Annotated in this window: 22 protein-coding genes and 1 tRNA gene; 16 read left to right on the top strand and 7 right to left on the bottom strand. The window is 65.1% G+C overall.

All coding sequences use genetic code 11. The features are described 5' to 3' along the window. Positions 1-59 precede the first annotated feature (59 nt). From JLZ96_RS11050 to JLZ96_RS11060, 3 genes are all read left to right on the top strand, one after another. On the top strand, positions 60-1,853 hold the full coding sequence (locus JLZ96_RS11050) for a bifunctional diguanylate cyclase/phosphodiesterase (protein WP_057474390.1): 1,794 nt from the start codon (positions 60-62) through the stop codon (positions 1,851-1,853). A 19-nt stretch (positions 1,854-1,872) separates the two neighbouring features. Beyond that, positions 1,873-1,946: transfer RNA gene (locus JLZ96_RS11055), tRNA-Gly, on the top strand. 188 nt (positions 1,947-2,134) lie between these two features. Then, the gene (locus JLZ96_RS11060) at positions 2,135-3,109 is read left to right on the top strand and encodes a triacylglycerol lipase (RefSeq protein WP_201010112.1); all 975 of its coding nucleotides are present in this window, start codon (positions 2,135-2,137) and stop codon (positions 3,107-3,109) included. 4 nt (positions 3,110-3,113) lie between these two features. Here JLZ96_RS11060 and JLZ96_RS11065 read toward each other — a convergent pair whose 3' ends face one another. Beyond that, positions 3,114-4,301 carry a CdaR family transcriptional regulator gene (locus tag JLZ96_RS11065; RefSeq protein WP_032367074.1) on the bottom strand — a complete coding sequence of 396 codons (1,188 nt, stop codon included), beginning with the start codon at positions 4,299-4,301 and terminating at the stop codon, positions 3,114-3,116. A gap of 224 nt (positions 4,302-4,525) precedes the next feature. On the opposite strand from JLZ96_RS11065, the gene JLZ96_RS11070 reads away from it, so the two are divergent. From JLZ96_RS11070 to JLZ96_RS11090, 5 genes are all read left to right on the top strand, one after another. Beyond that, positions 4,526-6,214 (top strand): aldehyde dehydrogenase family protein, encoded by a 1,689-nt coding sequence (locus JLZ96_RS11070; RefSeq protein ID WP_032392338.1) that lies wholly within the window; start codon positions 4,526-4,528, stop codon positions 6,212-6,214. 42 nt (positions 6,215-6,256) lie between these two features. Beyond that, entirely contained in the window at positions 6,257-7,843 is a 1,587-nt protein-coding gene (locus tag JLZ96_RS11075) for a GMC family oxidoreductase (RefSeq protein ID WP_027495405.1), read from the top strand. A gap of 155 nt (positions 7,844-7,998) precedes the next feature. Next, positions 7,999-8,697, top strand: coding sequence for a hypothetical protein (locus JLZ96_RS11080; RefSeq protein ID WP_032367076.1), 699 nt, complete (start codon positions 7,999-8,001; stop codon positions 8,695-8,697). A gap of 102 nt (positions 8,698-8,799) precedes the next feature. Then, positions 8,800-9,270, top strand: a complete 471-nt coding sequence (locus JLZ96_RS11085) for a hypothetical protein (RefSeq protein WP_027495403.1) — start codon at positions 8,800-8,802, stop codon at positions 9,268-9,270. Further along, positions 9,267-9,932: a methyltransferase domain-containing protein gene (locus JLZ96_RS11090; RefSeq protein WP_032367078.1), complete on the top strand. Its 666-nt coding sequence runs from the start codon at positions 9,267-9,269 to the stop codon at positions 9,930-9,932. The genes JLZ96_RS11085 and JLZ96_RS11090 overlap by 4 nt, the downstream gene beginning before the upstream one ends. On the opposite strand, the gene JLZ96_RS11095 is transcribed toward JLZ96_RS11090, so the two are convergent. Further along, positions 9,919-11,202, bottom strand: a complete 1,284-nt coding sequence (locus tag JLZ96_RS11095; RefSeq protein WP_236254096.1) for a hypothetical protein — start codon at positions 11,200-11,202, stop codon at positions 9,919-9,921. The genes JLZ96_RS11090 and JLZ96_RS11095 overlap by 14 nt on opposite strands. A gap of 112 nt (positions 11,203-11,314) precedes the next feature. On the opposite strand from JLZ96_RS11095, the gene JLZ96_RS11100 reads away from it, so the two are divergent. The 5 genes from JLZ96_RS11100 to JLZ96_RS11120 all read left to right on the top strand — a co-directional run bounded on the left by JLZ96_RS11100 (position 11,315) and on the right by JLZ96_RS11120 (position 14,803). Beyond that, the gene (locus tag JLZ96_RS11100) at positions 11,315-12,112 is read left to right on the top strand and encodes an S-methyl-5'-thioadenosine phosphorylase (protein WP_032369478.1); all 798 of its coding nucleotides are present in this window, start codon (positions 11,315-11,317) and stop codon (positions 12,110-12,112) included. Beyond that, positions 12,109-13,167 (top strand): NAD(P)-dependent oxidoreductase, encoded by a 1,059-nt coding sequence (locus JLZ96_RS11105; RefSeq protein ID WP_032367080.1) that lies wholly within the window; start codon positions 12,109-12,111, stop codon positions 13,165-13,167. The genes JLZ96_RS11100 and JLZ96_RS11105 overlap by 4 nt, the downstream gene beginning before the upstream one ends. Further along, entirely contained in the window at positions 13,121-13,813 is a 693-nt protein-coding gene (locus tag JLZ96_RS11110) for a glycosyltransferase family 2 protein (protein ID WP_201010113.1), read from the top strand. Before JLZ96_RS11105 ends, JLZ96_RS11110 begins: the two co-directional genes overlap by 47 nt. Next, positions 13,810-14,466 carry a DUF2064 domain-containing protein gene (locus JLZ96_RS11115; RefSeq protein ID WP_032383144.1) on the top strand — a complete coding sequence of 219 codons (657 nt, stop codon included), beginning with the start codon at positions 13,810-13,812 and terminating at the stop codon, positions 14,464-14,466. The genes JLZ96_RS11110 and JLZ96_RS11115 overlap by 4 nt, the downstream gene beginning before the upstream one ends. A 175-nt stretch (positions 14,467-14,641) precedes the next feature. Next, complete coding sequence (locus tag JLZ96_RS11120; protein ID WP_167328661.1) at positions 14,642-14,803, top strand: hypothetical protein; 162 nt, start codon at positions 14,642-14,644, stop codon at positions 14,801-14,803. 5 nt (positions 14,804-14,808) lie between these two features. Here the strand turns inward: JLZ96_RS11120 and JLZ96_RS11125 are convergent, their stop codons facing one another. Further along, a complete protein-coding gene (locus JLZ96_RS11125; RefSeq protein WP_032367083.1) occupies positions 14,809-15,243 on the bottom strand; it encodes a MarR family winged helix-turn-helix transcriptional regulator in 435 nt (144 codons plus the stop codon). A 191-nt stretch (positions 15,244-15,434) separates the two neighbouring features. On the opposite strand from JLZ96_RS11125, the gene JLZ96_RS11130 reads away from it, so the two are divergent. The 3 genes from JLZ96_RS11130 to JLZ96_RS11140 all read left to right on the top strand — a co-directional run bounded on the left by JLZ96_RS11130 (position 15,435) and on the right by JLZ96_RS11140 (position 19,048). Next, the gene (locus JLZ96_RS11130) at positions 15,435-16,487 is read left to right on the top strand and encodes a DUF4185 domain-containing protein (RefSeq protein ID WP_201010708.1); all 1,053 of its coding nucleotides are present in this window, start codon (positions 15,435-15,437) and stop codon (positions 16,485-16,487) included. A gap of 22 nt (positions 16,488-16,509) precedes the next feature. Then, complete coding sequence (locus JLZ96_RS11135; RefSeq protein WP_201010114.1) at positions 16,510-17,133, top strand: bifunctional 2-polyprenyl-6-hydroxyphenol methylase/3-demethylubiquinol 3-O-methyltransferase UbiG; 624 nt, start codon at positions 16,510-16,512, stop codon at positions 17,131-17,133. A gap of 79 nt (positions 17,134-17,212) precedes the next feature. Beyond that, positions 17,213-19,048 (top strand): acyl-CoA dehydrogenase, encoded by a 1,836-nt coding sequence (locus JLZ96_RS11140; protein WP_027495393.1) that lies wholly within the window; start codon positions 17,213-17,215, stop codon positions 19,046-19,048. 141 nt (positions 19,049-19,189) lie between these two features. Here the strand turns inward: JLZ96_RS11140 and JLZ96_RS11145 are convergent, their stop codons facing one another. From JLZ96_RS11145 to JLZ96_RS11160, 4 genes are all read right to left on the bottom strand, one after another. Then, positions 19,190-20,176 (bottom strand): hypothetical protein, encoded by a 987-nt coding sequence (locus tag JLZ96_RS11145; RefSeq protein WP_201010115.1) that lies wholly within the window; start codon positions 20,174-20,176, stop codon positions 19,190-19,192. A 664-nt stretch (positions 20,177-20,840) separates the two neighbouring features. Further along, positions 20,841-21,332 (bottom strand): flavin reductase family protein, encoded by a 492-nt coding sequence (locus JLZ96_RS11150; RefSeq protein WP_027495391.1) that lies wholly within the window; start codon positions 21,330-21,332, stop codon positions 20,841-20,843. A 170-nt stretch (positions 21,333-21,502) separates the two neighbouring features. Then, complete coding sequence (locus tag JLZ96_RS11155) at positions 21,503-23,758, bottom strand: VanW family protein (protein WP_201010116.1); 2,256 nt, start codon at positions 23,756-23,758, stop codon at positions 21,503-21,505. A 228-nt stretch (positions 23,759-23,986) separates the two neighbouring features. Then, positions 23,987-25,291 carry a CdaR family transcriptional regulator gene (locus JLZ96_RS11160; RefSeq protein ID WP_052053499.1) on the bottom strand — a complete coding sequence of 435 codons (1,305 nt, stop codon included), beginning with the start codon at positions 25,289-25,291 and terminating at the stop codon, positions 23,987-23,989. Positions 25,292-25,333: the final 42 nt, after the last annotated feature.

Here is a 25,333-nt window from a genome sequence, read left to right on the forward strand (position 1 = left end):
GGGCCCTGGAGAACAGTCGGACACTCGAGGTCCTCGTCACCGGCGTCGCCACCGAACTCATGGGAGTCGACGCGGCGACGGTGCGAGAAGCATACCTGTCGGTACTGCGTCAGCTCGTGGACTACCTCGGCATCGATTTCAGCTTTCTCCGGCACCACGATTTCGATGCCCGGGCAACCAGACTCACCGCGGAATGGCCACCGCGCCTGAGCGTGCCCGATCCCGACCCCCTGGCCGTCGTCTACTTCGACGAGGCCGACTCGGTCTTCGCGATGGCCGAAACACTGTCCGAACCGGCAGTGTTTCGGCCCGACCCGGAGCAGGAGGACTATCGCCGACGCGTCGAGACCGCCTCGGGATTGAGCGCCACCTCGATGGCCGTCGTGCCGCTGCTGCACTCCGAACGCACCACCGGAATTCTGGGCTTCATCAAAGTGGGAGACCGGAGTTGGTCCGAAGCAGAACTGAACGCCCTCAAAGCAATTGCTGCTCTCCTGTCGCAATTGCAGGCGCGAGTCAGTGCCGAGGAACAGATCAGGTTCTCGGCCTTGCACGACGGTCTCACCTCACTCCCGAACCGCACCGCACTCACGCAGCACCTCCATGACCGACTCGATCCGTCGATGCCCGGTCCGGTGGCGGTGTTGCACATCGACCTGGACCGCACCAAGGCGCTGAACGACTTTCTCGGACACCTCGCCGGCGACCAGTATCTCCAGGCTGTCGCCGGGCGCCTGCAGACGTTCGTCGACGAATCGGCGAGTCTCGCGGCCCGCCTGAGCGGCGACGAGTTCGTCGTGGTCCTGGCGGGCCCGTGTTCCCACCGCGTCGCCACCGACCGTGCCCGCACGATCGCCGGGTCGATACAGGCACCGGTCACTCTCGGTGTCGAGAGAATCGGTCGCAGCGCCAGCATCGGAATCGCCTTCGGCGTGCCCGGCACCCACACCGCCGACTCTCTGCTCCGACAAGCAGGGCAAGCCGCTCTGGTGGCCAAGCGTGCTGGTGGACATCACATCTCGCTGTTCACCGACGAGATGCACGCGCAATCCGAACTCCGCAACGACGTCGAGATCCATCTGCGTGACGCCATTGCAGGCGACTCGCTGACGTTGCACTTCCAACCCGAGGTCGACCTCGTCACCGGGCGCATCACTGCGGTGGAGGCACTGGTTCGGTGGCTTCACCCCACCCGCGGGCTGCTACCACCGTCCGCCTTCATTCCGGTGGCGGAGGAGACGAACCTCGCCGGCGAGCTCGGTCGGTGGGTTCTCGACCACGCGTGCCGGACCTTGGCCGCGTGGCAACGGGACATCCCCGGCCTCGACATCGTGATGCGCGTGAACATCTCGCCCGTACAGCTGGTCACCACCGGCTTTGCGGCCACCGTGGCGAGCGCCCTCGACGAATTCTCGATCGCGGGCTGCAACCTGTGCCTGGAGATCACCGAAGTAGCCGTCGTACAGGATCTTTCGCGTACTCGAGTGACGCTCCGAGAACTGCGGGACCTCGGCGTGCAGGTGGCGATCGACGACTTCGGTACCGGATACAGCTCGCTGTCACACCTCAAGGAACTGCCCGTCGACGCGCTCAAGATCGACCGCGCGTTCGTCACCGACCTCGGATCGGGAGCGACCGACGACCTCGCGATCGTCCAGTCGATCATCGGGCTCGCGCACGCGTTCGGCCTGAGCATCATCGCCGAGGGCGTCGAAACCGAGAGTGCCAGGAGCACATTGGTGGCCTTGGGCTGCACCCGCGCTCAGGGCTACCTCTTCTCCGAACCGGTGCCGGCCGAGGACGCCCAGGCCCTGCTGCACGGTGTACGCATCGACGTCGGGCCACCCTGCTAATCTGGACGCCGCACCACACGCCGGTGTAGTTCATTGGTAGAACGCGACCTTCCCAAGGTTGAGAGGCGGGTTCGATTCCCGTCACCGGCTCCACGTTCCTCTTGTCGGCGGTAAACCCGTCTTTCGATCGATCCCTGCGTCTGCACCCTCGCCGTCACCGGTAGCTCGGTCGGCAATCGGCATGCGACACAATAATCGCTACAGAACTATTGTTGTGACTTTTATGCGTTCATGTCCGAATTCGTAGGGACATTTCACAACTGCAGGAATACCGTGTGGTCATGCGCGGACCACGCCGAAGTCTGATTCTTCTCGTCGTCGCACTCACCGCTGCACTGTCGGCCTTGTCGACCCAAGCGGCACCACTCGCACATGCCGGCCCGCTCATGCCCATCGCAGCTGCACCGCCGCAACCCGACCACGCCGATGCCATTCGGTACGCGTCGACCAACCGCGACGCCGCCCCGCCCGGGGCCAACGACATGAGCTGCGTGCCCTCTGCCGAGCACCCCAATCCTGTCGTTCTCGTCCACGGCACCGACGCCACCGCCTACTCCGATTGGGCCGGCTTCTCACCCATCCTGCGCGCCGCAGGCTTCTGTGTCTTCGCGATCAACTACGGCGCGTCGCCGGACGGTAAGTCCAACGGCTACGGAGTCATCGAAGACAGTGCAGCACAACTGAAATCGATGACAGCGACCATCCTCGACGCGACCGGCGCCGCGGCGGTGGACGTGGTGGGCTACTCGCAGGGTGCTGCCGTCGCCCGATACTTCGTCAACAGGCTCGGCGGGGCCGATGTCGTCGACCGATGGGTGGGAATCGCGTCACCGACCTACGGCGGCACCATGTACGGAGTCGCCCCCGTCGTCCAGGCCGTGCCCGGCGCGACCGGTCTGGTAGCCGACGAATTCGGCCCTGGCCTCGCCCAGTTGATGGCCGGATCGGACTTTCTCGAAAACCTCAACGCCGGCGGCGACACCGTCCCCGGCGTCGACTACACCTCGATCGCCACCAAGGTCGACGAGGTCATTCAGCCGTATACCAATGCGCTGCTGCGAGATCCGGGAGCGCACAACATCGTGATCCAGGACGTGTGCCCCGACACCGAGGTCGCCCACTTCACCTTCACCTACGACCCGACCGCGCTGCGTCTGGCGCTCAACGCACTCGACCCCGCGAATGCACGTCAGCCGTCCTGCGTTCCGGTACCGCTGGGAACGGGAATCCTCGACGTCGTGCTGGCCAGCCACTGACCCGTCAGGTCAGTAGTTGATGGGCTCGAAGCCCGACATAGAGTTCGGCGGCCTGCACGGGATCACGGAAGTCGCGACCGGTGAGTTCGGCGATACGCCGCAATCGGTACAGCACCGTGTTGCGGTGGTAGTGCAGCTGTTCCGCGGCATCCTTGGTGGAGCCACCGCACGAGAACCACGCATCGAGAGTGGCGAGCAGACTCGTCCGCTCGGCGCGGGGCAACGCCAACAGATCGCCGAGGATCTGACGGGCCGCGATACGGCCGGATTTCGGGTCGCGCGCGAGCAGTAGCGGCACCGGTACCGAGTCGTAGCGCACCGGCGTCGACGGCACAGAATCGGGAAAGCTGCACGACCGGGCCAGACGGGCCTGCCCCACGGCGTCACCGATTCCCGACGGCGACCGGAACACCGAACTGACACCGATCCGCCCCGGGCACAGTTCTCCGAAAGTGGCCAGTGCTGTATCGATGTCGGATTCCCTAGCGGCACAGAACAATCCGATGCTGCCGTCCACCTCGGCATCCCACACCGACTCGGTTCCCGCGGCCCGCAACCGAGCGACGACGCCTTCGATACCGAGTCCCGTCGACGAGGGTTCCTGGGAAACCACCGCAAAAAAGCCGCGATCCGGAATTCGGAACGCACGCAGGGCATCCGCCGCCGCGGCCGGATTCGCGGCGTGATCGGCGAACAGCACCCGAATCAGCCGGCCGCGGGCTTCGGCGCTCTCGCGGGCTCGCATGTCGGCGCTCTCTCGATACGCCTCGGCCGCCTCGTCGGAATACACGTCGACCAATGCCCACACCTGCGCCGCCATGTCCAGCAGCGCGTGGCTGGCCCTACCGTGCGAACGCACCATCAACTCGTCCCAGACCAGCCGACCACCGAGCCGGAACGCGTGCAGCAATGCCGCCAGCGGTACACCTTGCTCGGCCTTCAGCCTGCCCGCCTGCTGCGCCGACTCGAGCCGAACCGGTGCACGCCCGGACAGCTTGCCCAACATCGACGCCAGATTGCTGCGAGACGCTTCGTGGAGTTGATCCGCGGTGAGCAGCGTCGCCTCCAGATACGCGTGCTCGGCTCCCAGGATGCGCCGGACCAGTTCGCTCGCCAGCTCGTCGACGTCGTCGAGCATCGCCGCCGCCAGCTCGGTCGGTGACGGATGCAGAGCGGACTCGGTGGTGGTCATGACTGAACCATAGCCCGGCCGATGTAAGCCACACCACACCCAAACTGTGCGACGGCACAATCCGCTGCGCTCGATTGACAGCGGCGGCCCATAGCCTGCCGCCCCGAATGCGACCAGAATCACACTCGAAGCCGTGTATCCGAACGACGAGTGGAGACGAAAAGTTGACCAGCGAAGTCACCCCGCATCTGCAGCCTGTACCGACGAACGGACCGGACGCCACCCTGGCGGTCGATACCGCTCTTGCCGACCTCGACGCAGGCGAGCAGACCTGGGGCAGGCTCGGCCTGGCCGACCGCCGGGCACTGCTCGAGCGCATGCACGCCCTCACCACGACGCACGCGCAGGAATGGGTCACCGCCGCCGCGTCAGTCAAAGGCCTCGACCCCTCGTCCAACCTGCTCGGTGAGGAATGGCTCTCCGGCCCGTACTCGCTTCTCGGCGGTCTCGGCACGCTCGCGCACACCCTCTCGGCGCTCGAGGCAGGCGGTAGCCCGCTGGCCGGAGCGAAGTTCGGAACAGCTCCGGGCGGACGAACGACCGTATCGGTGTTGCCGCTCAACAACTTCGAGAAACTACTGCTCAACGGATTCAGTGCCGAGGTGTGGCTCCGGCCGGGAATCGACCGTGCCACGGCACAGCGCACCGCAGGCCTCGCCCAACTCGACCCGACGCGCACCGCGGGCGTCGGCGTCGTCCTGGGCGCGGGCAACATCACCTCGATCGCCCCGCTCGACGCCTTGTACGAACTGATCGCCTTCAACCGCGTCGTCGCGCTCAAGCTCAACCCCATCATGGACCCACTGCTGCCGGTCTTCGAGAAGATCCTCGCCCCACTGGTGGACATCGGCGCGCTGCGTCTGCTCACCGGCGGAGCCGACGTCGGCACCTACCTGGTCAACCACGATCGCGTCGACCACGTCCACATGACGGGCAGCGCAATCACCCACGACGCCATCGTCTTCGGCCCGGGACCCGACGGTGCCGCCCGTAAGGCGGCGAACCGGCCGATCCTGACCAAGGAGATCTCCAGTGAACTCGGTGGCGTCTCACCCACCATCGTGTTGCCGGGCGAGTGGAGCCGCGCGGACATCGAGTTCCAAGCCGAACACGTAGCCACCCAGCGACTGCACAACAGCGGATACAACTGTGTCGCTTCGCAGGTCGTCGTGCTGTCCTCCGAATGGAAGCAGCGCGACGAGTTCATCGCAGCCCTGCGCGCCGCACTCGACCGGGCACCGGCCCGCGCCCCCTACTACCCGGGCAGCGACAGACGAGTGTCCGACGCCACCGCCACGTACCCGTCGGCCGAACGGCTCGGCGACGGCGGTGGCCGGGTGCTCATCACCGACCTCGATCCCGGCGAGTACGCACCGCTCCTGCAGACCGAGTACTTCGCACCCGTGATGGGCGTCATCGAGTTGCCCTACACCGGAGCAGCATTCGCCGCCAAGGCCGTCCAGACGGCCAACGAGGAGTTCACCGGCACCCTCGGCATCAACATCATCGGCACGCCGAGCACCATCAAGGAACTCGGTGAGAAGTTCGACTCCATGCTTGCAGACCTGCGGTACGGCACCATCGCCGTCAATGCCTGGACCGCCCTCGGATTCCTCACCGCATCGGCCACCTGGGGCGCGTTCCCCGGCCACACCGTCGACGATGTGCAGAGCGGAATCGGCATCGTGCACAACGCATTACTGATCGACGGTGCCGAACGAACCGTGGTACGCGGACCCTTCCGCCCACTGTCGAGGTCGCTGATCAGCGGAGAGATGTCCATCTCCCCCAAGCCGCCGTGGTTCGTCACCAACAAAACCGCAGCATCGACCGGGAAACTGCTCACCGCATTCGCCGGAGCACCGTCCTGGACCAAACTCCCGGCAATATTCGCCTCCGCCCTGCGCGGCTGAGCAGCGTCCAACGACAGCTGCCGACGAACCCGAAGGACAATCATGAGCACACAGAACACAACCGCCGACTACATCGTCGTGGGCGCGGGCTCGGCCGGCGCAGTGGTGGCCAACCGGCTCAGCGCCGATCCCCGCAACAGCGTGATCCTGCTCGAGGCAGGCCCGGAAGACAAGAACAAGTTCGCCCACATCCCCGCCGCGTTCTCCAAACTCTTTCGTACCGAGGTCGATTGGGACTACCTCACCGAACCCCAGCCGGGGCTACGCGACCGCAGCATCTACTGGCCGCGCGGCAAGATGCTCGGCGGCTCGTCGTCGATGAACGCCATGATGTGGGTACGCGGATTCGCCGCCGACTACGACGAGTGGGCGGCCAATTCCGACGACTCGTGGTCGTTCCGCAACCTCGTCGGATACTTCCGCAAGATCGAGAACATCGAGGGCACAACAGAACTGGACGCCGGAACCGGTGGGCCACTGATCGTGTCCCACCAGCGCAGCTCACGCCCGCTCACCTCGTCCTTCCTCTCCGCCGTCGAGGAAGCCGGCTACTCGGTCGAAACACCCAACCTGCCCGAACCCACGGGCTTCAGCCGCACCATGGTGAACCAGAAACGCGGCGCCCGCTGGAGCACCGCCGACGCCTACCTTCGCCCGGCCAAGAAGCGCACCAACCTCACCGTCCTCACCGAGGCACAGGCCACCCGGGTTCTCTTCGAGGGCAGCGCCGCCGTCGGCGTCGAATACACCTCCGACGGCGTCACCCATACGGTGCGCGCACACAAGGAAGTCATTCTGTCCGGCGGAGCCATCAACACACCGCAGCTGCTGATGCTCTCCGGCATCGGAGACAAGGAGCAGCTCGCAGCCCACGGCATCACCGTCCGGCACCACTCGCCGGACGTCGGGCAGAACCTCCTCGACCACCTGGCCGCCCTCATCGGATGGAAGACCGAGAAGGACTCCCTGTTCCATGCCGAGAAGATTCCGGAGCTCATCAACTATCTCGCGCGCCGACGCGGCATGCTCACCTCCAACGTCGCGGAGGCATACGGCTTCATCCGGAGCCGCGAAGATCTGCCGCTGCCGGACCTCGAGCTCATCTTCGGACCGGCCCCGTTCTTCGACGAAGGCCTGATCGCCGCCGACGCACACGCCGCGGTCATCGGCACAGTCCTGCTGCAACCCAAGAGCCGAGGCGAGATCACGCTCCGGTCCGCCGACCCTCTGGCCAAGCCCATCGTCGAGCCGCGTTACCTCAGCGACCCCGACGGAATGGACCGCAAGGCCATGATCGAGGGACTGCGCGTATGCGTCGCGCTGTCGGAGACCCCGTCCCTGAAGGGCCAGCTCGGGGACGTCGTACGCCCCAGGGTGGCGTCGAACATCTCCCCGGCGGATCTGCTCACCGAGGCCCTGGAGCAGAACGCGCACACTCTGTACCACCCGGTGGGCACCGCGCGGATGGGCAACGATGCCGGCAGCGTCGTCGACGCTGCGCTGCGGGTTCGGGGCGTCGACCGACTCCGGGTCGCCGACGCATCGATCATGCCCAGCATCATCCGCGGCCACACTCATGCACCGTCGGTGATCATCGGCGAACGAGCCGCGGATCTGATCCTGGGCTGAGCCGAACGTGAACATGTCTGGTTTGACCGTTCACACCGTGGGGTAACAGGTCGGCACCGCTTCAATGCAGGCATCGCGATGAAGACCCATCCGATCGGCAAGCAGCGCCGAATAACCCACAACGCTCGAGAGACGAGCACGGAAGGTTGACCGACATGTTCACTGTTCGTAAAGCTTTGGCCGCCACCGCAATCGGTGCACTCACCATCGTCCCGCTCGCCGCGTGCTCCAGCGACGACGCATCCAGCACCACCGACGCAGCCACCTCCTCGGAGTCGTCGGCCATGGAGACCACCGAGAGCACTCCCGAGCCCGCAGCCGAGGTCGCCGACCTCAGCAACGGCGTCGACACCGCAGTTGCTCTCGACCCCGGCTTCCTGGGCGCACTGACCACCCTCGGCCTCACGCCGGGCGTAGTCGGAACCGCAACTCTCGCAGACGGTTCCATTCGCTTCCCGATCACCGGTGGCGACGTGAAGTACTGGGAGCCCGGCACGGTCGACCCCTACGTGCAGGGCGAGATCAACCACGACGGCAGCGGATTGTCGCTGACCGCAGGCGAGACCGTGGTCGAGCTGACCAACTTCGACATCGATCCGGGCACGTCGCTGCTCACCGGTGACGTCACGGTCAACGGCGAAGAGGCTGCTGCCGACGCCGTGCTGTTCGACCTCGACGGCCGCACCCTGCAGCCGTTGGCAACCGGCCCCGAGAACACCGCCATCCTGCAGGGCACGCAGGTGAAGATCTCGGAGACCGCAGCCGGACTGCTCAACGACACGTTCAAGACCGACGCTGTCACCCCGGGACTGCTCGTCGGCGTTGCGACCATCACGGTCAAGACTGCCGCATAATCAGCTCCTGAACCCGTGCGCGGGCAGTCACCGACGACGTCGGTGCTGCTCGCGCTCTGGTGCTTTCACAGACGTTTCGTAAAACGCGACAGGGGACCGGGAATGAGAGCCTTCCGACGGATCTACGGTGGCCACCCTCTGCATGCCGTCGGCCTGCTGCTCTCTTTCGCTCTGGTCGGCTACGTCGTCCACATCGCCGGACCGAAAACGTTGTGGAACAGCGACATCTGGTGGCATTCCATTGCCGTCTGGTTCTTCGGATCGGTACTGCTGCACGACGCGGTTCTGTTCCCGCTGTACTCGGCGGCCGATCGCCTTCTCACCGGGCTCGGACGACTGCAGCTGACCGTCTCGCCCATCAACTACATTCGCGTCCCGGCCCTCGGCACAGCGCTGACGTTCTTGATGTTCTTCCCCGGAATACTGTCCCAGGGCGCGGAGACCTATCGTGCGGCAACAGGTTTGACCCAAGACCCCTTCTTGGAACGATGGCTGGTTCTGACAACGGTGTTGTTCGCCGCCAGCGCCGTCGTCTACTTCATTCGCTTCACCGTGGTACGGAGCCGAACATGAGCGTCACCGCAGACACCCTTTTCCACCGCGCCGCCGCTGGATTGCCTTGCTGGATCGGCGATTCCGACGGCTCGAGAGAACGTCTGCCCACGGCCCGCTGGATGGGCGGAAGCGCATCCTCGGAAGAGGATCGCCGAGCCGACCACGCCATGATCAGCCGATGTACCGGGTCCACCATCGATCTCGGATGCGGACCCGGCCGGCTGACCGAAGCTCTTGCCCGACGTGGACTCTCGGCGCTCGGCGTCGACACGTCGAAGGCTGCCGTCGACCTGACCATCGGCCGCGGCGGAAACGCCGTTCTCCGTGACCTCTTCGAGCCTCTGCCCGGCACCGGCACGTGGTCGTGTGTGCTGCTCGCCGACGGCAACATCGGCATCGGCGGGGATCCGGTGCGCCTGCTACGCCGAGCCGCCGATCTGCTGGCACCACACGGAGCCATCATCGCCGAGGTGGACGAACCGAGTGACTCCGGGATTCGGCACCGCACCGTCCGCTGGGAAACCGACACCATGGTCGGCGACTGGTTCGCCTGGTCGAGTGTCAGCGCCGACGCCACCGCCGACCTCGCCCGCGCCGCCGGCTTGCAGATGGTGGACGTGGCTCCGATCGACGGCCGCTGGTTCGCGCAGATGACTCCGGCTCCGCTCACCAATTCGTGAACAGCAGATGATTGACGGCCAAGGCCCCGATCACCTGCAGCGCCAACCAGAATCGATGTGTTCGACGCGGCAGCACCGCCGGGGCGATCAACATCCACATCGCGAACGGCAGCCAGATTCGCTCCGTCTCCGCTTTGCTCAGCTGACTCAGATCGGCCATCACCACCGCCGCGAGGCCGCCGAGCACCAACAGGTTGATCGGCTGCACCCGCGCGGCGATGCGTGGGAACGCCGCGGGCACAGCGATGCCGAGCGCGCAGAACAGTGCAGCGAAGTTCGCCCAGCCCCAGTACTCGAACGGACGATCCTTGGCGATGCCCTGGTAGTACCGCTCCTGCACCAGCTCGTACCCGTCGTACCACCAGAATCCGTACGCCGTGAAGATCCCCGCAACGAGCAGGGCACCGATCACCGCGCCGAGGAACGGCAGAACCTTTCGGCCCGCTATCAGCACCGCGACCGCCGGCAGACCCATCAACACCAGGCCGTAGTTCAAATAGATTCCGAACCCGAGAAGCACTCCCGCACCGATGGACGCGGGCCACAGCCAGCGCTTCGTCGAGACCGCCAGCAGCGCGATACCCCACGCCGCGACCCCGGCATAGAACGCGTCGGCGGAGACGGCGATCCAGATCGCTGCCGGTGCGATCGACAAGAACGGTGCTGCGCGCCTGGCCATGTCCTCGTCGCCCAGAACACCCAGCGTGAGAACCACAGCAACTGCGGCACTGGTTCCCACCAACACGCACAGCGTTGCCGCCCAAGCCCCACCGCTCAAACCGAGACGGTCGAGCCAGACGAACGTCAGCAGCGCACCGGGCGGATGGCCCGAGACGTGAGTGGTCCACGAATCCGCCTGGTAATCCAGAATGCGCTCGGAGAATCCGCGCAGTGTCGCGGGGATGTCGGTGATGCCGGGCACCTCGTGCAGGTACTCGTCCGTCGAGGCCAACCGGTCGACGAACCCACGCTTCCAACCGTCGACCATCGCCAGCGCCATCGTCCACGCCGCCGACGCACCCCAGACGACGAACAACAGCCGCGTCCAGGACAGGCGTCGAGCCACGGTCGGTCCCCACAGCACGGTCGCCACCGCGATGAGGACGGCGAACGGCGTTCCCCATCCGACATGAACCTCACGAAAACCGAACAGCGGTGCGGCGTCGGCGAAATCGCGCACCTGCTGCGGTGTTCTGTTGATGATCGGGGTGACGATCTCGTTGCCCAGATACGGAACGACGAACGCGACGGCAACGAGCACGACGGCCAGCGCACCGGCGACGGCTTCTCTCCAGTAACGGATAGTGTTTTCTCCCTGCGGACTTGAAGACGAACACGGTTTCGGACCAGCATATCGACCGACGGTGATGGAGGATGGGTAGATGAACACGCAAGCGGGGTTACAGGCCGAGATCGCGGTGATCGGCGGCAGTGGCTTCTACTCGTTCTTCGCCGACGACGCCGAAGAGATCGAGCTGGACACGCCCTACGGATCACCGAGCGCACCGATCACCGTCGGCGAGGTGGAAGGACGACGAGTTGCCTTTCTTCCTCGACACGGCCGCGCTCACGAATACTCGCCGCACACCCTGCCGTATCGGGCCAACATGTGGGCGCTGCGCATGCTCGGTGTCAGCCGCGTGTTCGCCCCGTGTGCCGTGGGATCGTTGGTGGCCGAATACGGTCCGGGAACCGTCGTGATTCCGGATCAACTCGTCGATCGGACGTCCGGCCGCACCCAGACCTACTTCGACAACGGCGGCATCCACGTCGAATTCGCCGATCCCTACTGCGCGGAGTTGCGCAGCGCGGCCGTCCAGGGGTCCGCGGTCGACGGCGGTGTCATGGTGGTCGTCGAAGGCCCCCGGTTCTCCACTCGCGCCGAAAGCCAATGGTTCGCGCGCCAAGGTTGGACACTGGTGAACATGACCGGTCACCCCGAAGCCGTCTTGGCCCGCGAGCTCGAACTCTGTTACGCGCCGATAGCGTTGGTGACCGACCTCGACGCCGGGATCGAATCCGGTCAGGGAGTCAAGGCAGTGGACGTGTTCGCCGAATTCCAGAAGAACATCGAACCGCTCAAGGCGCTCGTCCGATCCGCAGTGCGCGACGCACCGACGGGCGAGTGCCCCCACTGCCGGGTGCACGCCGGAGTCACACTGCCGGTCGAGCTGCCATGACTCGCGTACTGCTCACCGGCGCAGCCGGATTCATCGGGGGCCACATTCTCGACGCAGCGCGCGACACCGATCTCGAGATGGTCGCCGTCGACGCCATGTTGGGTTCGGCCCACGGACCCGGCGCGACAGCCGAGGGCATCACCGATCTGGATGTGCGAGACAAGGATTCACTCGTCGAAGCGCTACGCGGTGTGGATGTCGTGTGCCATCAGGCTGCTGTCGTCGGCGCAGGCGTCGACGCCGCGGACGCGCCGGCATACGCCAGTCACAACGACTTCGGAACTGCAGTCCTGCTCGCGGCAATGTACGAGGCAGGGTGTTCCCGCCTGGTGCTGGCATCGTCGATGGTGGTCTACGGCGAAGGGCGCTACCTCAATTCCTCCGGCGAGACCGTCGTGCCGCGACCGCGTACCCGAGCCGATCTGGACGCCGGGCTGTTCGACAACCGCGACCCTGCGTCCGGCGAGCCACTCGATTGGCTACTGGTCGAGGAGGATTCACCGCTGCAACCGCGCAGCACCTACGCAGCGAGCAAACTGGCGCAGGAGAACTACGCCTCCGCGTGGGCACTGTCGACCGGTGGTTCCGTCGTCGCGCTGCGCTACCACAACGTGTACGGCCCGCACATGCCGCGCAACACCCCGTATTCCGGTGTGGCGGCAATGTTCCGGTCCTCGCTCGAACTCGGGAAGCCGCCCACGGTCTACGAGGACGGCAAGCAGGCCCGCGATTTCGTCCACGTACACGACGTGGCAGCAGCGAACATCGCGTCCATCTCCGCCGAACTGGACGGCTTCACCGCGCTCAACGTGTGCTCGGGTCATCCGATCACCATCGGGGAGGTGGCGTCCGTTCTCGCCGACGCGAGGGGTGGACCGGCCCCCGAGGTCACCGGCCAGTACCGAGCCGGGGACGTACGGCACATCGTGGCCAGTCCACAGCGGGCAGAACAGGTTCTGGGATTTCGCGCGCAGATCCTGCCGCAGGACGGTCTCACCGCGTTCGCCGATGCTCCGTTGCGCGACGCCGAGGGAACGGGCCCACCCCGTGTCTGAGCCCGGATCGGTCACCGTCGTCATTCCCTGCATGAACGAAGCCGAATCGCTTCCGGCCGTGCTGGATTCGATCCCGCCGGGATATCGAACGATCGTCGTGGACAACAATTCGACCGACGCCACCGCCGCGGTGGCAGCCGCCCACGGCGCGGCAGTGGTAGCGGAAACCGTGCCTGGATACGGAGCCGCCGTGCACGCGGGCGTCCTCGCCGCCGACACCGATATCGTCTGCGTGCTCGACGGAGACGGCTCGATGGACCCACGCGACCTACCCACCCTGGTGGCTGCACTGGACAGCGCAGACCTGGCCGTCGGCCGTCGCCGGCCCGCCAAGGGAAGCTCCCCGCTGCACGCAAAAATAGGCAATGCCGTTCTGTCTCTTCGACTTCGGACCAAGTACAAGTTGCCCGTACACGACCTCGGTGCCATCCGAGCGGTCCGCCGACAAGCGCTACTCGACCTCAATGTCACCGACCGACGCTCCGGCTACCCGCTGCAGCTACTCGTGCTCGCGGCCGAGGCCGGCTGGACCGTCGTCGAACACGACGTGGACTACCGACCACGAACCGCAGGCACGTCCAAGGTCTCGGGCTCGGTCCGCGGCACCATCGTGGCCGTGCGCGACTTCTGGAAGGTGCTCTCGTGACCGTCACCGCCCTCGTCGTGGCCAAAGCACCCGTTCCAGGACTTGCCAAGACTCGTCTCGCCGCCACGATCGGCAACGCGGCCGCCGCCGAGGTGGCAGCTGCCGCGCTGCTGGACACCCTCGACGCCGTCGCGGCAGCGGACGTCGACCACCGCGTCGTGGCCCTCACCGGCCATCTTCACGACGCGGCCCGCGCCGAGGAACTCACCCGAGCCCTCGCGTCGTTCACCGTGATCCCGCAACGCGGCGACGGACTGGGCGAACGGCTGGCGAATGCGCACGCCGACGCCGCGCCTGCGGGTGCGGTACTTCAGATCGGAATGGACACCCCGCAGGTCACCGGGCGACTGCTCAGCGACGCAGCCGCGCTGCTGGCCGACACCGATCTACTCGGTGCCGCCGAGGACGGCGGTTGGTGGATCCTGGGTCTACGGAATCCTGCTCAGGCCCGGGCATTGCTGGACGTACCGATGTCGGCACCGTCGACGGGCGACGACACTCGGGTGGCACTGACCGCTGCGGGAGCCGAGGTCACCATGGTGTCGCAATTGCGAGATGTGGATTTCGAGTCCGATCTCGATGTGGTGTCGAATATGTGCACACCGAACAGTCGCTTTCGCCGAGTCGTCGAACAATTACGCAAAACTCATTGATTTTTGTTTTCGAGAAGGACACGAAAAACAATCCGTCGAGTCTCTACATCTGTTGGGGAACAAGAAGCTTCACTTTGTCGCATTTGCCGGACCGCACGCGATGTATATCGAACAGCAACACTTCATAACCACCGTTTCACGGCGATTTCTCAGACATCAGTGCTACAAAGTGTCCATGACCGGGTTGCTGATAGGCGTAGTCGTCTGGATGGTGTGCGCTGCAATAGTCGCCACCGTCCTCGGCCGCGTCGCGCACCGAGGAGATTCCGAGGAACTCGGATCCACCATCGAGTGGAATATCGACGGTCTCGATCGCGAAGTTCAACACGAGAACTGACGGTCTCAGTCGACTCGATCGACCAATTCGATCAGGATTGCCGACGCTGCGGCCAACGTTTCCCGCTGCCGAGCCGACAACTCGTCCAGCTGTTCGGCAAGAGCGATTTCGCGAGACGCCACCTCGTCGCGAGCAGTCGCAACGCCCGCCTCGGTCAACTGCAGCACCACCTGCCGGCCGTCGGTCGGGTGCGGCTCACGGACAATCAGGCCGGCCTCGACCAACTGATGCGACGACCGCGACACCGACGGCGGCTTGATTCGCTCCCGAGAAGCCAGTTCACCGGTAGTCATCGGCCCCTCACGAAGCAACGTCGTCAGAATCGACAACTGAGCCACCGGCAACCGGTCGCTCGAATGCCGCAGACGCAGTCTCCGATTCAGCCGCATCGCACTGACGGACAGATCCCGCGCCAGCTGGGAATCGGGTAGATCACTCACGTGTCCAGATTACGACACCGAGGGGCATTCGCCCGATTCGCGAAACAGGCTACGAGTTGATTGAACTTGCCCATAACAAACCGCTGCCATGGTTGCGAGGTGTTATCGGGGAAACACCATGAAACGGGGCAGTTTTGACACGCGTGGGATCCAGACTCTTGACAGTCGCAGCACTGACGGTGACGGCATCGATGCTGGTCACAGGCCCAACGGCCCTCGCCGACCCCAACGCAATCAACCCCATCGCCGGTCTGAACGGAACATTCGGATTGCCGCAACTGCACGGCCGCGCACAGGCCGTCGCCCAGGTGACCGGAATGTCGAGCCCGAACATGACCCAGAACGTCAACATGATCGGCACCGACCTCGGCATCATGTGGGACAACGGCCGAGGCGAGGTCCTGACCGCCTTCGGCGACACCGCAGGCGTCGGCGTCCCCAACCTCCTGCAAGGCAGCCTCTGGTCCTGGCGCAGCAACGCCATCGTCCGCAGCAGCGACCGAAACCTCGCCGATGGCATGAACTTCGACAGTGTCGTCAAGGACGCCGTCGGACAGACCAAAGAAGTCGTCCCCAGCCCCAAGATCCCCTTCGTCGAAATCAGCCGAATCCCCACCGCCGGAGTCGCCGTGGGCGACACCCAGTACCTCAACCTCATGTCGGTCAAGAACTGGGGACCCGCAGGTACCTGGGACACCAACTTCTCCGGCCTCGCCGCCTCGACCGACAACGGAGAGAACTGGGCCGCACTACCCGAGACCCACAGGCCGAGCGCTGGCGGAGATCGAAACTTCCAGCAAAGCGCCTACCTGAAGGACAACGGATACATCTACCAGTACGGCACACCGCCGGGTCGCTCCACACTCGGCCACGTCGCTCGCGTCAGAGATGCGGACATCACGAGGCTCGGCGAATACGAATACTGGACGGGGAAGGATTGGAAGAAGGGCGACCCCGCTGCGGCCGCCCCCATCGTCGACGGCGTCGGCGAACTGTCGGTTGCATACAACGCCGCGGTGGGCCAGTACCTGATGATGACCACCGACAACGCTAATTCCATTGTGCTGTGGCGTTCTTCATCGCCCGTCGGACCGTGGAGCCCGCCCGAGGTACTGGTCGACACTCGCGAGATCAGCTCGATCTACGCCCCGTACATCCACCCGTTCTCGACGGGCCGCGACCTCTACTTCTTGGCGACGGTGTTCCAGAACTACAACGTGCTGTTGCTGCGGGCCACGCTGTAGCAGTTCCCATTAGGCTTCCGGCGTGGACGCTGCCGAATGGGATCGCAAATACGAACGCCGAGAACTCGTCTACGGCGAGGCTCCGAACGCGACGTTGGTCGAAGTCGCGACGACAATCCCGCGCGGTCGAGCCCTCGATCTGGCGGCCGGCCAAGGGCGCAACGCCATCTGGCTCGCGACGCGCGGCTGGACCGTGGACGCCGTCGACTTCTCGTCGGTGGCATTGACGCGGGCGAGTCGAGTGGCCGAGTCGGCCCCGCGGTCGGTGCGCGAGCGCCTGACCTGGATACACGCCGATGTGACGAAGCTGGCAACCGAGCCCAACTATGACCTGGTGCTCATGTTCTACCTCCATTTGCCCCCGGACGAGCGACGCCGAGCCGTGTCGGCTGCGATGTCCGCGTTGAAACCTGATGGAATCCTCATGATTCTCGGCCATCACTCGTCGAACATCACCGACGGTGTCGGCGGTCCACAGGAGCCCGAGATCCTGTACACGCCAGAGGATCTGGCGTCGGACGTCGGGGACCGACTCACTGTCACCACGGCCGAGAACCGGTATCGAGACGTGACCGGCGGCACAGCGATCGACGCTCTATTACTGGCGAGTAGGTCCGCCCTTGGCAGCGGAACCGATCGGGGGTAATATCCGTTAAGTTACCGACGAGTAGCTAACTTGGGCGGTACTCACGAGACCGCACCACCGACTGGAGAGCGAACGAGCAATGGGCCATTACAAGAGCAACCTCCGGGACCTCGAATTCAATCTCTTCGAGCTGTTCGGACTCGACGAGACCCTCGAGGGCGACAACTTCGGCGACATGGACGGTGAAGTAGCCCGTGACATGCTGCGCGAGGTAGTACGCCTGGCCGAGGGCCCCCTGGCGGAATCCTTCGCGGACGCCGACCGCAACCCCCCGGTCTTCGATCCCGAGACCCACAGCCTGAAGCTGCCCGAATCCTTCAAGAAGTCCTACAAGGCCCTCGCCGACGGTGAGTGGTGGCGCGTCGGCCTCGACGAAGAGGTCGGCGGCATGGCAGCGCCTCGTAACCTCCTGTGGGGCATCAACGAGATGCTCCTCGGCTCGCAGCCCGCCGCCTTCATGTACTCCGCAGGCCCCGGCTTCGCAAACATCCTGTACCACAACGGAACCGACGAGCAGAAGGAATGGGCCAAGGTCGCCGTCGAGCGCCAGTGGGGTGCCACCATGGTCCTCACCGAGCCCGACGCCGGATCCGACGTCGGCGCAGGACGCACCAAGGCGATCAAGCAGGACGACGGCTCCTGGCACATCGAGGGCGTCAAGCGCTTCATCACCTCGGCCGTCTCCGACGACCTCTTCGAGAACATCTTCCACCTCGTGCTCGCACGCCCCGAAGGTGCCGGACCGGGCACCAAGGGTCTGAGCCTGTTCTTCGTTCCGTCCATCCTCTTCGACTTCGAGAAGGGTGAACTGGGAGAGCGCAACGGCGCCTTCGTCACCGGCGTCGAGCACAAGATGGGCCTCAAGGCCTCCGCCACCTGTGAGCTCACCTTCGGTGGCCACGGCGTCCCTGCCAAGGGCTGGCTCGTCGGCGAGGTCCACAAGGGCATCGCGCAGATGTTCGACGTCATCGAGCACGCTCGAATGATGGTGGGCACCAAGGCAATCGGTACCCTCTCCACCGGCTACCTCAACGCACTCGAGTACGCCAAGGAACGCGTCCAGGGCGCCGACCTGACGCAGATGACCGACAAGACCGCACCGCGCGTCACCATCACGCACCACCCCGACGTGCGCCGCAGCCTCATGATGCAGAAGGCGTACTCGGAGGGCCTGCGCGCGGTGTACCTCTACACCGCCGCACACCAGGACCCGATCACCGCCAAGCAGGTCTCGGACGCCGACGAAGACATCGCCTACCGCGTCAACGATCTGCTGCTGCCCATCGTCAAGGGCGTCGGCTCGGAGATCGCCTACCAGGTGCTCGCCGAATCGCTGCAGACCTTCGGTGGCTCCGGCTTCCTGCAGGACTACCCCGTCGAGCAGTACATCCGCGACGCCAAGATCGACTCGCTGTACGAGGGCACCACCGCCATCCAGGCGCAGGACTTCTTCTTCCGCAAGATCGCCCGCGACCGCGGCGTAGCCCTGGCTCACGTTGCCGGACAGATCAAGTCGTTCATCGACAGCGAAGCAGGCAACGGACGCCTCAAGGCCGAGCGCGCACTGCTCGCCACCGCCCTCGAGGACGTCCAGGCCATCGTCACCTCGATGACCCAGCACCTCATGGGCGCACAGGACCAGCCCACCGAGCTGTACAAGGTCGGCCTGGCATCGGTGCGTTTCCTCATGGGCTTCGGCGACCTGCTCATCGGCTGGCTGCTGCTGCGTCAGTCCGAAATCGCCATCGCCGCACTGGACAACGGCGCAGAGGGTAAGGACAAGGCGTTCTACGAGGGCAAGATCGCAGTGGCCTCGTTCTTCGCCAAGAACATCCTGCCGCAGCTCACCGCCACGCGCGCCATCCTCACCAACATCGACAACGACATCATGGAACTGGACGAAGCAGCATTCTGATTCCCTGAAACCTTCGACGGCCGCACCTGTTCACGGGTGCGGCCGTTGTTGTTTGTGCGCCGGGTGTGGGTTGGTTGACGGCCTGCGTAGCGGCGCAAACGCGCGCGCGTTTGTCAGATGCGCGCGGATTCTGCCGAATAGTTAGGCGATTTCGCGCGCGTTCGGCAAATGCGCGCGCGTTTGCTCGCCACTCGATGTAATTCGCACGCTCCCTCGCGGTGCCGGCAGGGCAGCGGCCCGTTCTACAGCTCGGGCAACGCGCGCCACCAACTCTGCTGGATTCGCCAGGTCCGCCCAGGTCCAGCGCACCACCGGATAGCCGAGATCGCGCACCGCGTCCTCCCGTATCTTCTCCCTGAACACCACGTCGCCGGGGTTCTCATCCTGTCGTAAGTACTTGGTGTACTTGGCTTTACCGTCGAACTCGCACACGACGAGGCCATTGACCATCCAATCGATCCGTGCCACCGATCGCCCACTTGGATCCAGGATCTCCACCTGAGACTCGACGTCGAATCCAGCCTCGCGCAATATGATTCGACTCTGCGATTCCCCGGGGTTTTCACTGCGCCCGTCCATGAGGTTCACGGCTCGTCGCGCCTGCGCCACACCTTTCCAGCCCCGAGCCCGCTGCAACTCCGCGTCGAGCTCACTCTCGTCACAGCACTTCAACGCCACGTCACCTGCGATTACCGCAGACAGCAGCGTCTCGGTTCGAGCAAGGTCGACCACTGTCCGAGCCAGCGAGGTCACCGAGACACCGTCGACCGTTACGCTCGATAAGGACGGTGCACAGTGCACGGTCACAGTCGTATCCGTACGACCGCCGCCGCGGCGGTGTCGGGTGATGTGAACCTTGCCCAATCCGCCAGTAGGTAAGGGTAATCCGTGCAGTAGTGCAGCCGAACGGTGACTGACGACGTAACCACCGGACAAGATCGGCAAAATCGCATCGATCAACAGTCTGTGCCGCTCCTGTTCTGTCAGCCCGGCCAATCTCGACGACGGAACGTAGACGCCATTCACAAAACGCTCCCAGCCACCCCGCTCATACATTGCGCGCAACTCGTGATCGGCGCTCCCGTCTGCCAGCGCCTCGGAGCGTCGAATCATTCGGTCGTCCTTCATGCTCCGAGTCTCGGCCATGCGTCGACGGAGTCGAGCTCGAAAGTTGACGACTGTGCACAACTCCGGGCTTGTGGATGAATACCGGTACCGGCGTACCAGTTCGCCTAACTGTCAGTCCCGCAAACGCGCGCGTATTTGTCAGGTGCGCGCAGAATTGTCGACTATTCGGCCACTATTTCGCGCGCGTTCAGCACGTGCGCGCGCGTTTGCGAAGCAGACGGAGCCGAAACAGGTGGACGAGCAAACGAGGCCGCACCGAGCGAAGCGCAGCTGCACCACCAGGAGAACCGGCTCGGCAAAGCGTCGCCGGCCGACTTCACGAGACCGATCCGACAAACGCGCGCGCATTTGTCAGATGCGCGCAGAATTGCCCACGATTGGGCCACTATTTCGCGCGCGTTCAGCAAGTGCGCGCGCGTTTGCGAAAACCGGAGGGCGAACCGAACAGGCCGAAGGTGGGCGGACAGGGCCGAACCGGAGGGCGAACCGAACAGGCCGAAGGTGGGCGGACAGGGCCGAACCGGTGGGCGGGCCGAACAGGCCGAAGGTGGGCGGACAGGGCCGAACCGGTGGGCGAACCGAACAGGCCGAAGGTGGGCGGACAGGGCCGAACCGGTGGGCGGGCCGAACAGGCTGAAGGGGGCCGAACCAAGTCGAACAGCGGTTACTGCTGAAGTTTGCGGAACTTGCTGCCGTGGAACACGATTGGATTCACTTCACTCTGTACTTCGAGGGAATGGATGCGTAGCAACACTATTGCGTGATCGCCCGCTGGGATTTGTTGCTCGACGGTGGTGTCGAGCCAGGCGGTGGCACCGACGATGAAGGCCGCGCCTCCGTCGGTGACGGTGAGGTCGAGACCGGCGAAGCGGTCACCGGTCTTCGCAGCCAGAGTGCGGACGGCATCGTTGTGTGCTTCCCCGAGCACGCTGACGCCGATGTTCGGCGCAACTTCCAGCTTCGGCCACGTGGTCGACGTGTTCTGGATGCACACCGCTACCAACGGCGGATCGATCGACACCGACACGAAGCTACTGGCCGCCAAGCCCACCAGGACACCGTCGATTTTCGCAGCGATTGCCACGACGCCACTGGGGAACTGCGCGTACGCCTCACGAAGTGTCTGTTGATCGAGGACGGTGCGTGTGAGCGTCATGGAGGATGCTCCCTTTCGATCGTGCGGTGCCGAGCGCACCTCTACTGTTGCAACCTCGTCGCGGCGGCATTCGTTCCGGGCATACGTCTACATCCAGCAAACACCCGATCGAGCGTCGACGCCACAGTCCGAATCCGCGTGATTCGAAGTGACACGTCGAGCACAGGACGTCACTCGTCGTCGTTCGGGCGCGGGGGGTCGTCGGGTTCGGGGGTCGGAGCCGGACGATCGGGCTGGACGCATTTGACGATCGGGATGGGGTCGTATTTCACGGTTCTGGTGTTGCGCGAGATCTCCCTGCCCGACGCGGCGTCGCTGATCACCCGGGTGTCGCTGGCGGTGAATCCCGGTCCCCCGCCGGATGCGACGCAGCCGGCACCGGCCGGCAATGTCACGGTATTGGGCGAGGTGGGCCGCGTCCGGGGCCCGGTGATCGATTCGACGTCGACGGTTTTGGTGCCCCACAGCCGGACGGTGACGCTGGACGAATCCGCGAACGACTCGATCACCACGCCGGTGTCGTTGGGGTTGGTGAACTTCAGGTCGATGGCACCTTCGAAGACCGTCGCCTCCCGGGCCTCGGGGTATCGACTGATGTAGTAGCTGTGCTCGGTGTGATCGGTGTCTTCCATGCCCGCGAAGTACGACGCGTTGTACAGAGTCGTCGCGAATTGGCTGATGCCGCCGCCGACGGCACGATCGGGTCGACCGTTGTCGATGATTCCCGATTCGACGAAGCCCTGAGCGGTCCCGCGCGGACCGGTGTACCCGTTGAGCGAGAACGTCTCCTTCGGCTTGACCAGCGCGCCGTTGACGATCTGCGCGGTGAGCCCGATGTTCACGCCCGACGCGTACTCGAAACCTCCGGTCGTGTACTCCGCGACCACCTCTCGCACGCCGAGATTCTCAGCCGCCTCAGTGGTGAGGGCAGGCGGCGCCGGTTCGTAGACGGCCTCGGTCGAGCGCGGACCGTCCGCAGCCAGCAGGGCGGGAAGCTGCTCGAGGGTCTTGTTCCACTCGACCAGCTCACCCATCACCCCGGGAACGACGGTGGGAGCTCCGCCGGAGAACGTGAACGACGCGTCCTTGGGCGGAACTTCGGTGCGGACCAGTTGCGGAGCGAGAATGCCGGTGGCGATACCGGTGTCGTAGATCGGCGTGAGGCCGCCCTGCCCGTCCGGATCGAAGCGCAGGACCTCACCCACACGGTCCACCGGCAACGTCGCATCCACGTTCTGTCGGCCTTCGATGACCACCGGTGCCGACACTGCGGGGACCGCGACGTTGGACAGAGCCTGATCGACCGCATCCTGCGTCACGGTGACAGGCGTGGATTCGTAGACGACCTCGGTCGCACCCGTCGACCACTCGGTCTGCAGGTTTCGACGCGTCCCGTCGGCGTCCAGAACTCGCCCGGCCAGCGGTTCGACGGCTACCGGGGTGGCACCTTCGAAGACGACGTCGCCTTCGACGGGCGCACGGTCCGTCTCCGCTCGCAGGCCGTCGATGGCGACCGAGAGTGCCTGCTCGTCGGTGGTCGAGACGACGCCGATCTCCCGGCTTCCGAACAGCGATGTCAGACGCGTGATCGGGTTGATGGGCTGCGTACCCGCGCGATCGAGCGTCGCGTTCCAATCGACTCCCAGCCCGGCCGCGGCAGGCAACACCTCGACCTGCCGGTCGTCGATGCCCACCTGAATCGGCTCCTCCGCCCGAGGTCCCAATTCGGCACGCAGTACGGCCTCGGCGTCGGAATGACTCTTGCCGCCTACCTCGATACCGGCAACGGTCACACCGCGCGGAACCCGATCGCTGGAGGCAATCCAGTCCGCCGCGTACAGCAACCCGAGGACGGCAACCACCGCGCCGGTACCGATGGCAATCTTCTTCCACGGCGGCGTGGACCCGGCTCCGTCGTGCTCCGCCGAGCCGTTCTCAGGGGGAGTAAAGGGGGGTTCGGCCGGTGGCTGAGGTTGCCCGGCGTCAGAAGAGGACGGTAGAACAAAGGGCTGCGCCACCGTCGGCGATTCGTCTGCCACCGGTGCGGGCTGCGCGTCCGCGCCGGGTACAGCAGATTCGCCTTCTTCGAACTGCTCGCCGTCCGGATCACTGGCGGTATCGAGGTCGGCAACCGACTCGGATCGGTCGACCTCGGCGGTGCCATCGGCTTCGGTTCCCTCGGCCTGCGTCAGCTCGGCATCGTTCGCGTCTGCTTCGTTCGCATCGGATTCGTTCGCATCGGATTCGTTCGCGTCGGATTCCGTGGCGTCCTGGCCCTCGGGTACCGGCTGCTCTGCGTGCTTCGGCTCCTCGGCGTCGTCGCGAATGGCCCCGAACACCTCGGTCGGCGTGTCGTACGGCGGTACGTCGGGGCGGGGCTCGGCACCCTTCGGCGCGTCACCCGACCTACTGTTGCCCTCGCTCACATTCGACCCTTCCAGGACCGTCGATTCATATTCCGGCCTGCTGCGCGGCGTACCCCGCGGACGAGCTTACGCAAACCGCACAGCACCGCTCGTTCTGAGACCCTCGCACGCGCCGCACGCAAAAGGCCCCGCACTGCTGCCGGGTCGGGGGTCAGGCAGCAGTACGGAGCCACACGGAATATATGCAGACTTCAACCACTCGTTACAGCGAGTTCGGAATTGCCATCGTCATTTCATTCGATTGAATGAACCGTGGGTCGTCGAACCGTCGTCCTGCTCCACGGCCCGCGCCCAATGTCCCGTCCTGACCAGCGCAAGAGTGAGCAGAAGCCGGTCGCGGGCATCGGTCAAGTCACGCCCGGTCAACTCCTCGATTCGACGCACCCTGTAGATGACGGTGTTGCGATGGCAGTAGAGCGCCTTCGCAGCGTTGGTGGGCGAACCGTCCGAAGCGAGCATGTGCGCCAACGTGTCGAGCAACGTTTCTCGGTGCGGCTCCGGATGCGTGAACAGAGCGCCGAGCGCATGGCGAACCAACAGTTCCGACGACTGATCGTCGGCGGCCATGATCACCCTCGGCAGTCGGTCCGTCGCCAACGCGACGCCACTGTCTTCGGTGATGGTCTCGGCCGTCAGTGCCGCCAGGCGATACGCCGCAGCGAACGACGCCACGCCCTCGGGCGAATGCGCGACACCGACCGGGCCGACCGCCCGCGCGGCTAGGGCGTCTATGACCGATCTCCACGATCCGGTCCCGAGTGCCACGAGCGCGAATTGGTGCCCGTCCCGAGTGTTCCAGTGGGACACTGCGCCGATCTGGTCCATCGCGTCCTCGGGTGCGGGGAGCGGAGGCGACCCCTGATCGTCGAGCGGGCCGACCACGCAGGCGATCTGCTGTGAGGCCGACAGGCCGAGGGTCGCGCGGGCCTCGATCACGAAAGCCGGATCGCCGCCTCGGCCCGACCGGAGACCGTCCAAGATCACCAGCACATTGGCGAGATCACGCTGCTGCATACGCGCGCTCTCCTGGCGGTACGCCTCGACGAGAGTTTCGTACTGACTGTCCAGCGCTCTCCACAACTGCTGGCCGGCGACGAGCAGGAGATGCTCGTCGATCACGGACCTGCATTGTTCACGCTCGAGCATCAACTCTTCCCACAGCGTCCGACTCCCGAGCGTGTACGCCTTCAGCACCAACTCCATCGGAATGCCTTGGCGCGCACGCTCTCTCCCGGTGCGACGCCATACCTCTCGGGCGTTGTCGCCCGCGGCCGCAAGACCGGACAGCGTGCGTAGGCCCTGGCTGATGTGCGCGCGAGTACTGCGACGAATTTCGCCGGCGATGTCAGGAGTGGTGCTTGCCAGGTACGCGGGTTCCTGCTCTATCAGCGCCAGCGTGATCGAGTCGGCAATCGCATCCGCCCGCGGTAACAGCGCGGCCCACGCACCGCGAATCTTCTCCTGGTCGGAGGGCTTCACAGCGCCGCGCGCAGCGGATCGCGACGTAGCGCGACGCACCCCGGGAGAAGCCATCCGCCCATTTTTGCGCACAGAGCCCACATCACAGGGTGATTT

It is taken from the genome of Rhodococcus sp. NKCM2511, from assembly GCF_014905595.1.
Taxonomy (GTDB): domain Bacteria; phylum Actinomycetota; class Actinomycetes; order Mycobacteriales; family Mycobacteriaceae; genus Rhodococcoides; species Rhodococcoides fascians.

Bases quoted from the DNA above. Each gene is read 5' to 3' on its own strand.
- JLZ96_RS11050 (WP_057474390.1), top strand. From the start codon at position 60: ATGGGAGTCGACGCGGCGACGGTGCGAGAAGCATACCTGTCGGTACTG.
- JLZ96_RS11060 (WP_201010112.1), top strand. From the start codon at position 2,135: ATGCGCGGACCACGCCGAAGTCTGATTCTTCTCGTCGTCGCACTCACC.
- JLZ96_RS11065 (WP_032367074.1), bottom strand. From the start codon at position 4,301: ATGACCACCACCGAGTCCGCTCTGCATCCGTCACCGACCGAGCTGGCG.
- JLZ96_RS11075 (WP_027495405.1), top strand. From the start codon at position 6,257: ATGAGCACACAGAACACAACCGCCGACTACATCGTCGTGGGCGCGGGC.
- JLZ96_RS11080 (WP_032367076.1), top strand. From the start codon at position 7,999: ATGTTCACTGTTCGTAAAGCTTTGGCCGCCACCGCAATCGGTGCACTC.
- JLZ96_RS11085 (WP_027495403.1), top strand. From the start codon at position 8,800: ATGAGAGCCTTCCGACGGATCTACGGTGGCCACCCTCTGCATGCCGTC.
- JLZ96_RS11090 (WP_032367078.1), top strand. From the start codon at position 9,267: ATGAGCGTCACCGCAGACACCCTTTTCCACCGCGCCGCCGCTGGATTG.
- JLZ96_RS11100 (WP_032369478.1), top strand. From the start codon at position 11,315: ATGAACACGCAAGCGGGGTTACAGGCCGAGATCGCGGTGATCGGCGGC.
- JLZ96_RS11105 (WP_032367080.1), top strand. From the start codon at position 12,109: ATGACTCGCGTACTGCTCACCGGCGCAGCCGGATTCATCGGGGGCCAC.
- JLZ96_RS11110 (WP_201010113.1), top strand. From the start codon at position 13,121: ATGCTCCGTTGCGCGACGCCGAGGGAACGGGCCCACCCCGTGTCTGAG.
- JLZ96_RS11120 (WP_167328661.1), top strand. From the start codon at position 14,642: ATGACCGGGTTGCTGATAGGCGTAGTCGTCTGGATGGTGTGCGCTGCA.
- JLZ96_RS11130 (WP_201010708.1), top strand. From the start codon at position 15,435: ATGCTGGTCACAGGCCCAACGGCCCTCGCCGACCCCAACGCAATCAAC.
- JLZ96_RS11140 (WP_027495393.1), top strand. From the start codon at position 17,213: ATGGGCCATTACAAGAGCAACCTCCGGGACCTCGAATTCAATCTCTTC.
- JLZ96_RS11145 (WP_201010115.1), bottom strand. From the start codon at position 20,176: ATGAAGGACGACCGAATGATTCGACGCTCCGAGGCGCTGGCAGACGGG.
- JLZ96_RS11150 (WP_027495391.1), bottom strand. From the start codon at position 21,332: ATGACGCTCACACGCACCGTCCTCGATCAACAGACACTTCGTGAGGCG.
- JLZ96_RS11160 (WP_052053499.1), bottom strand. From the start codon at position 25,291: ATGGCTTCTCCCGGGGTGCGTCGCGCTACGTCGCGATCCGCTGCGCGC.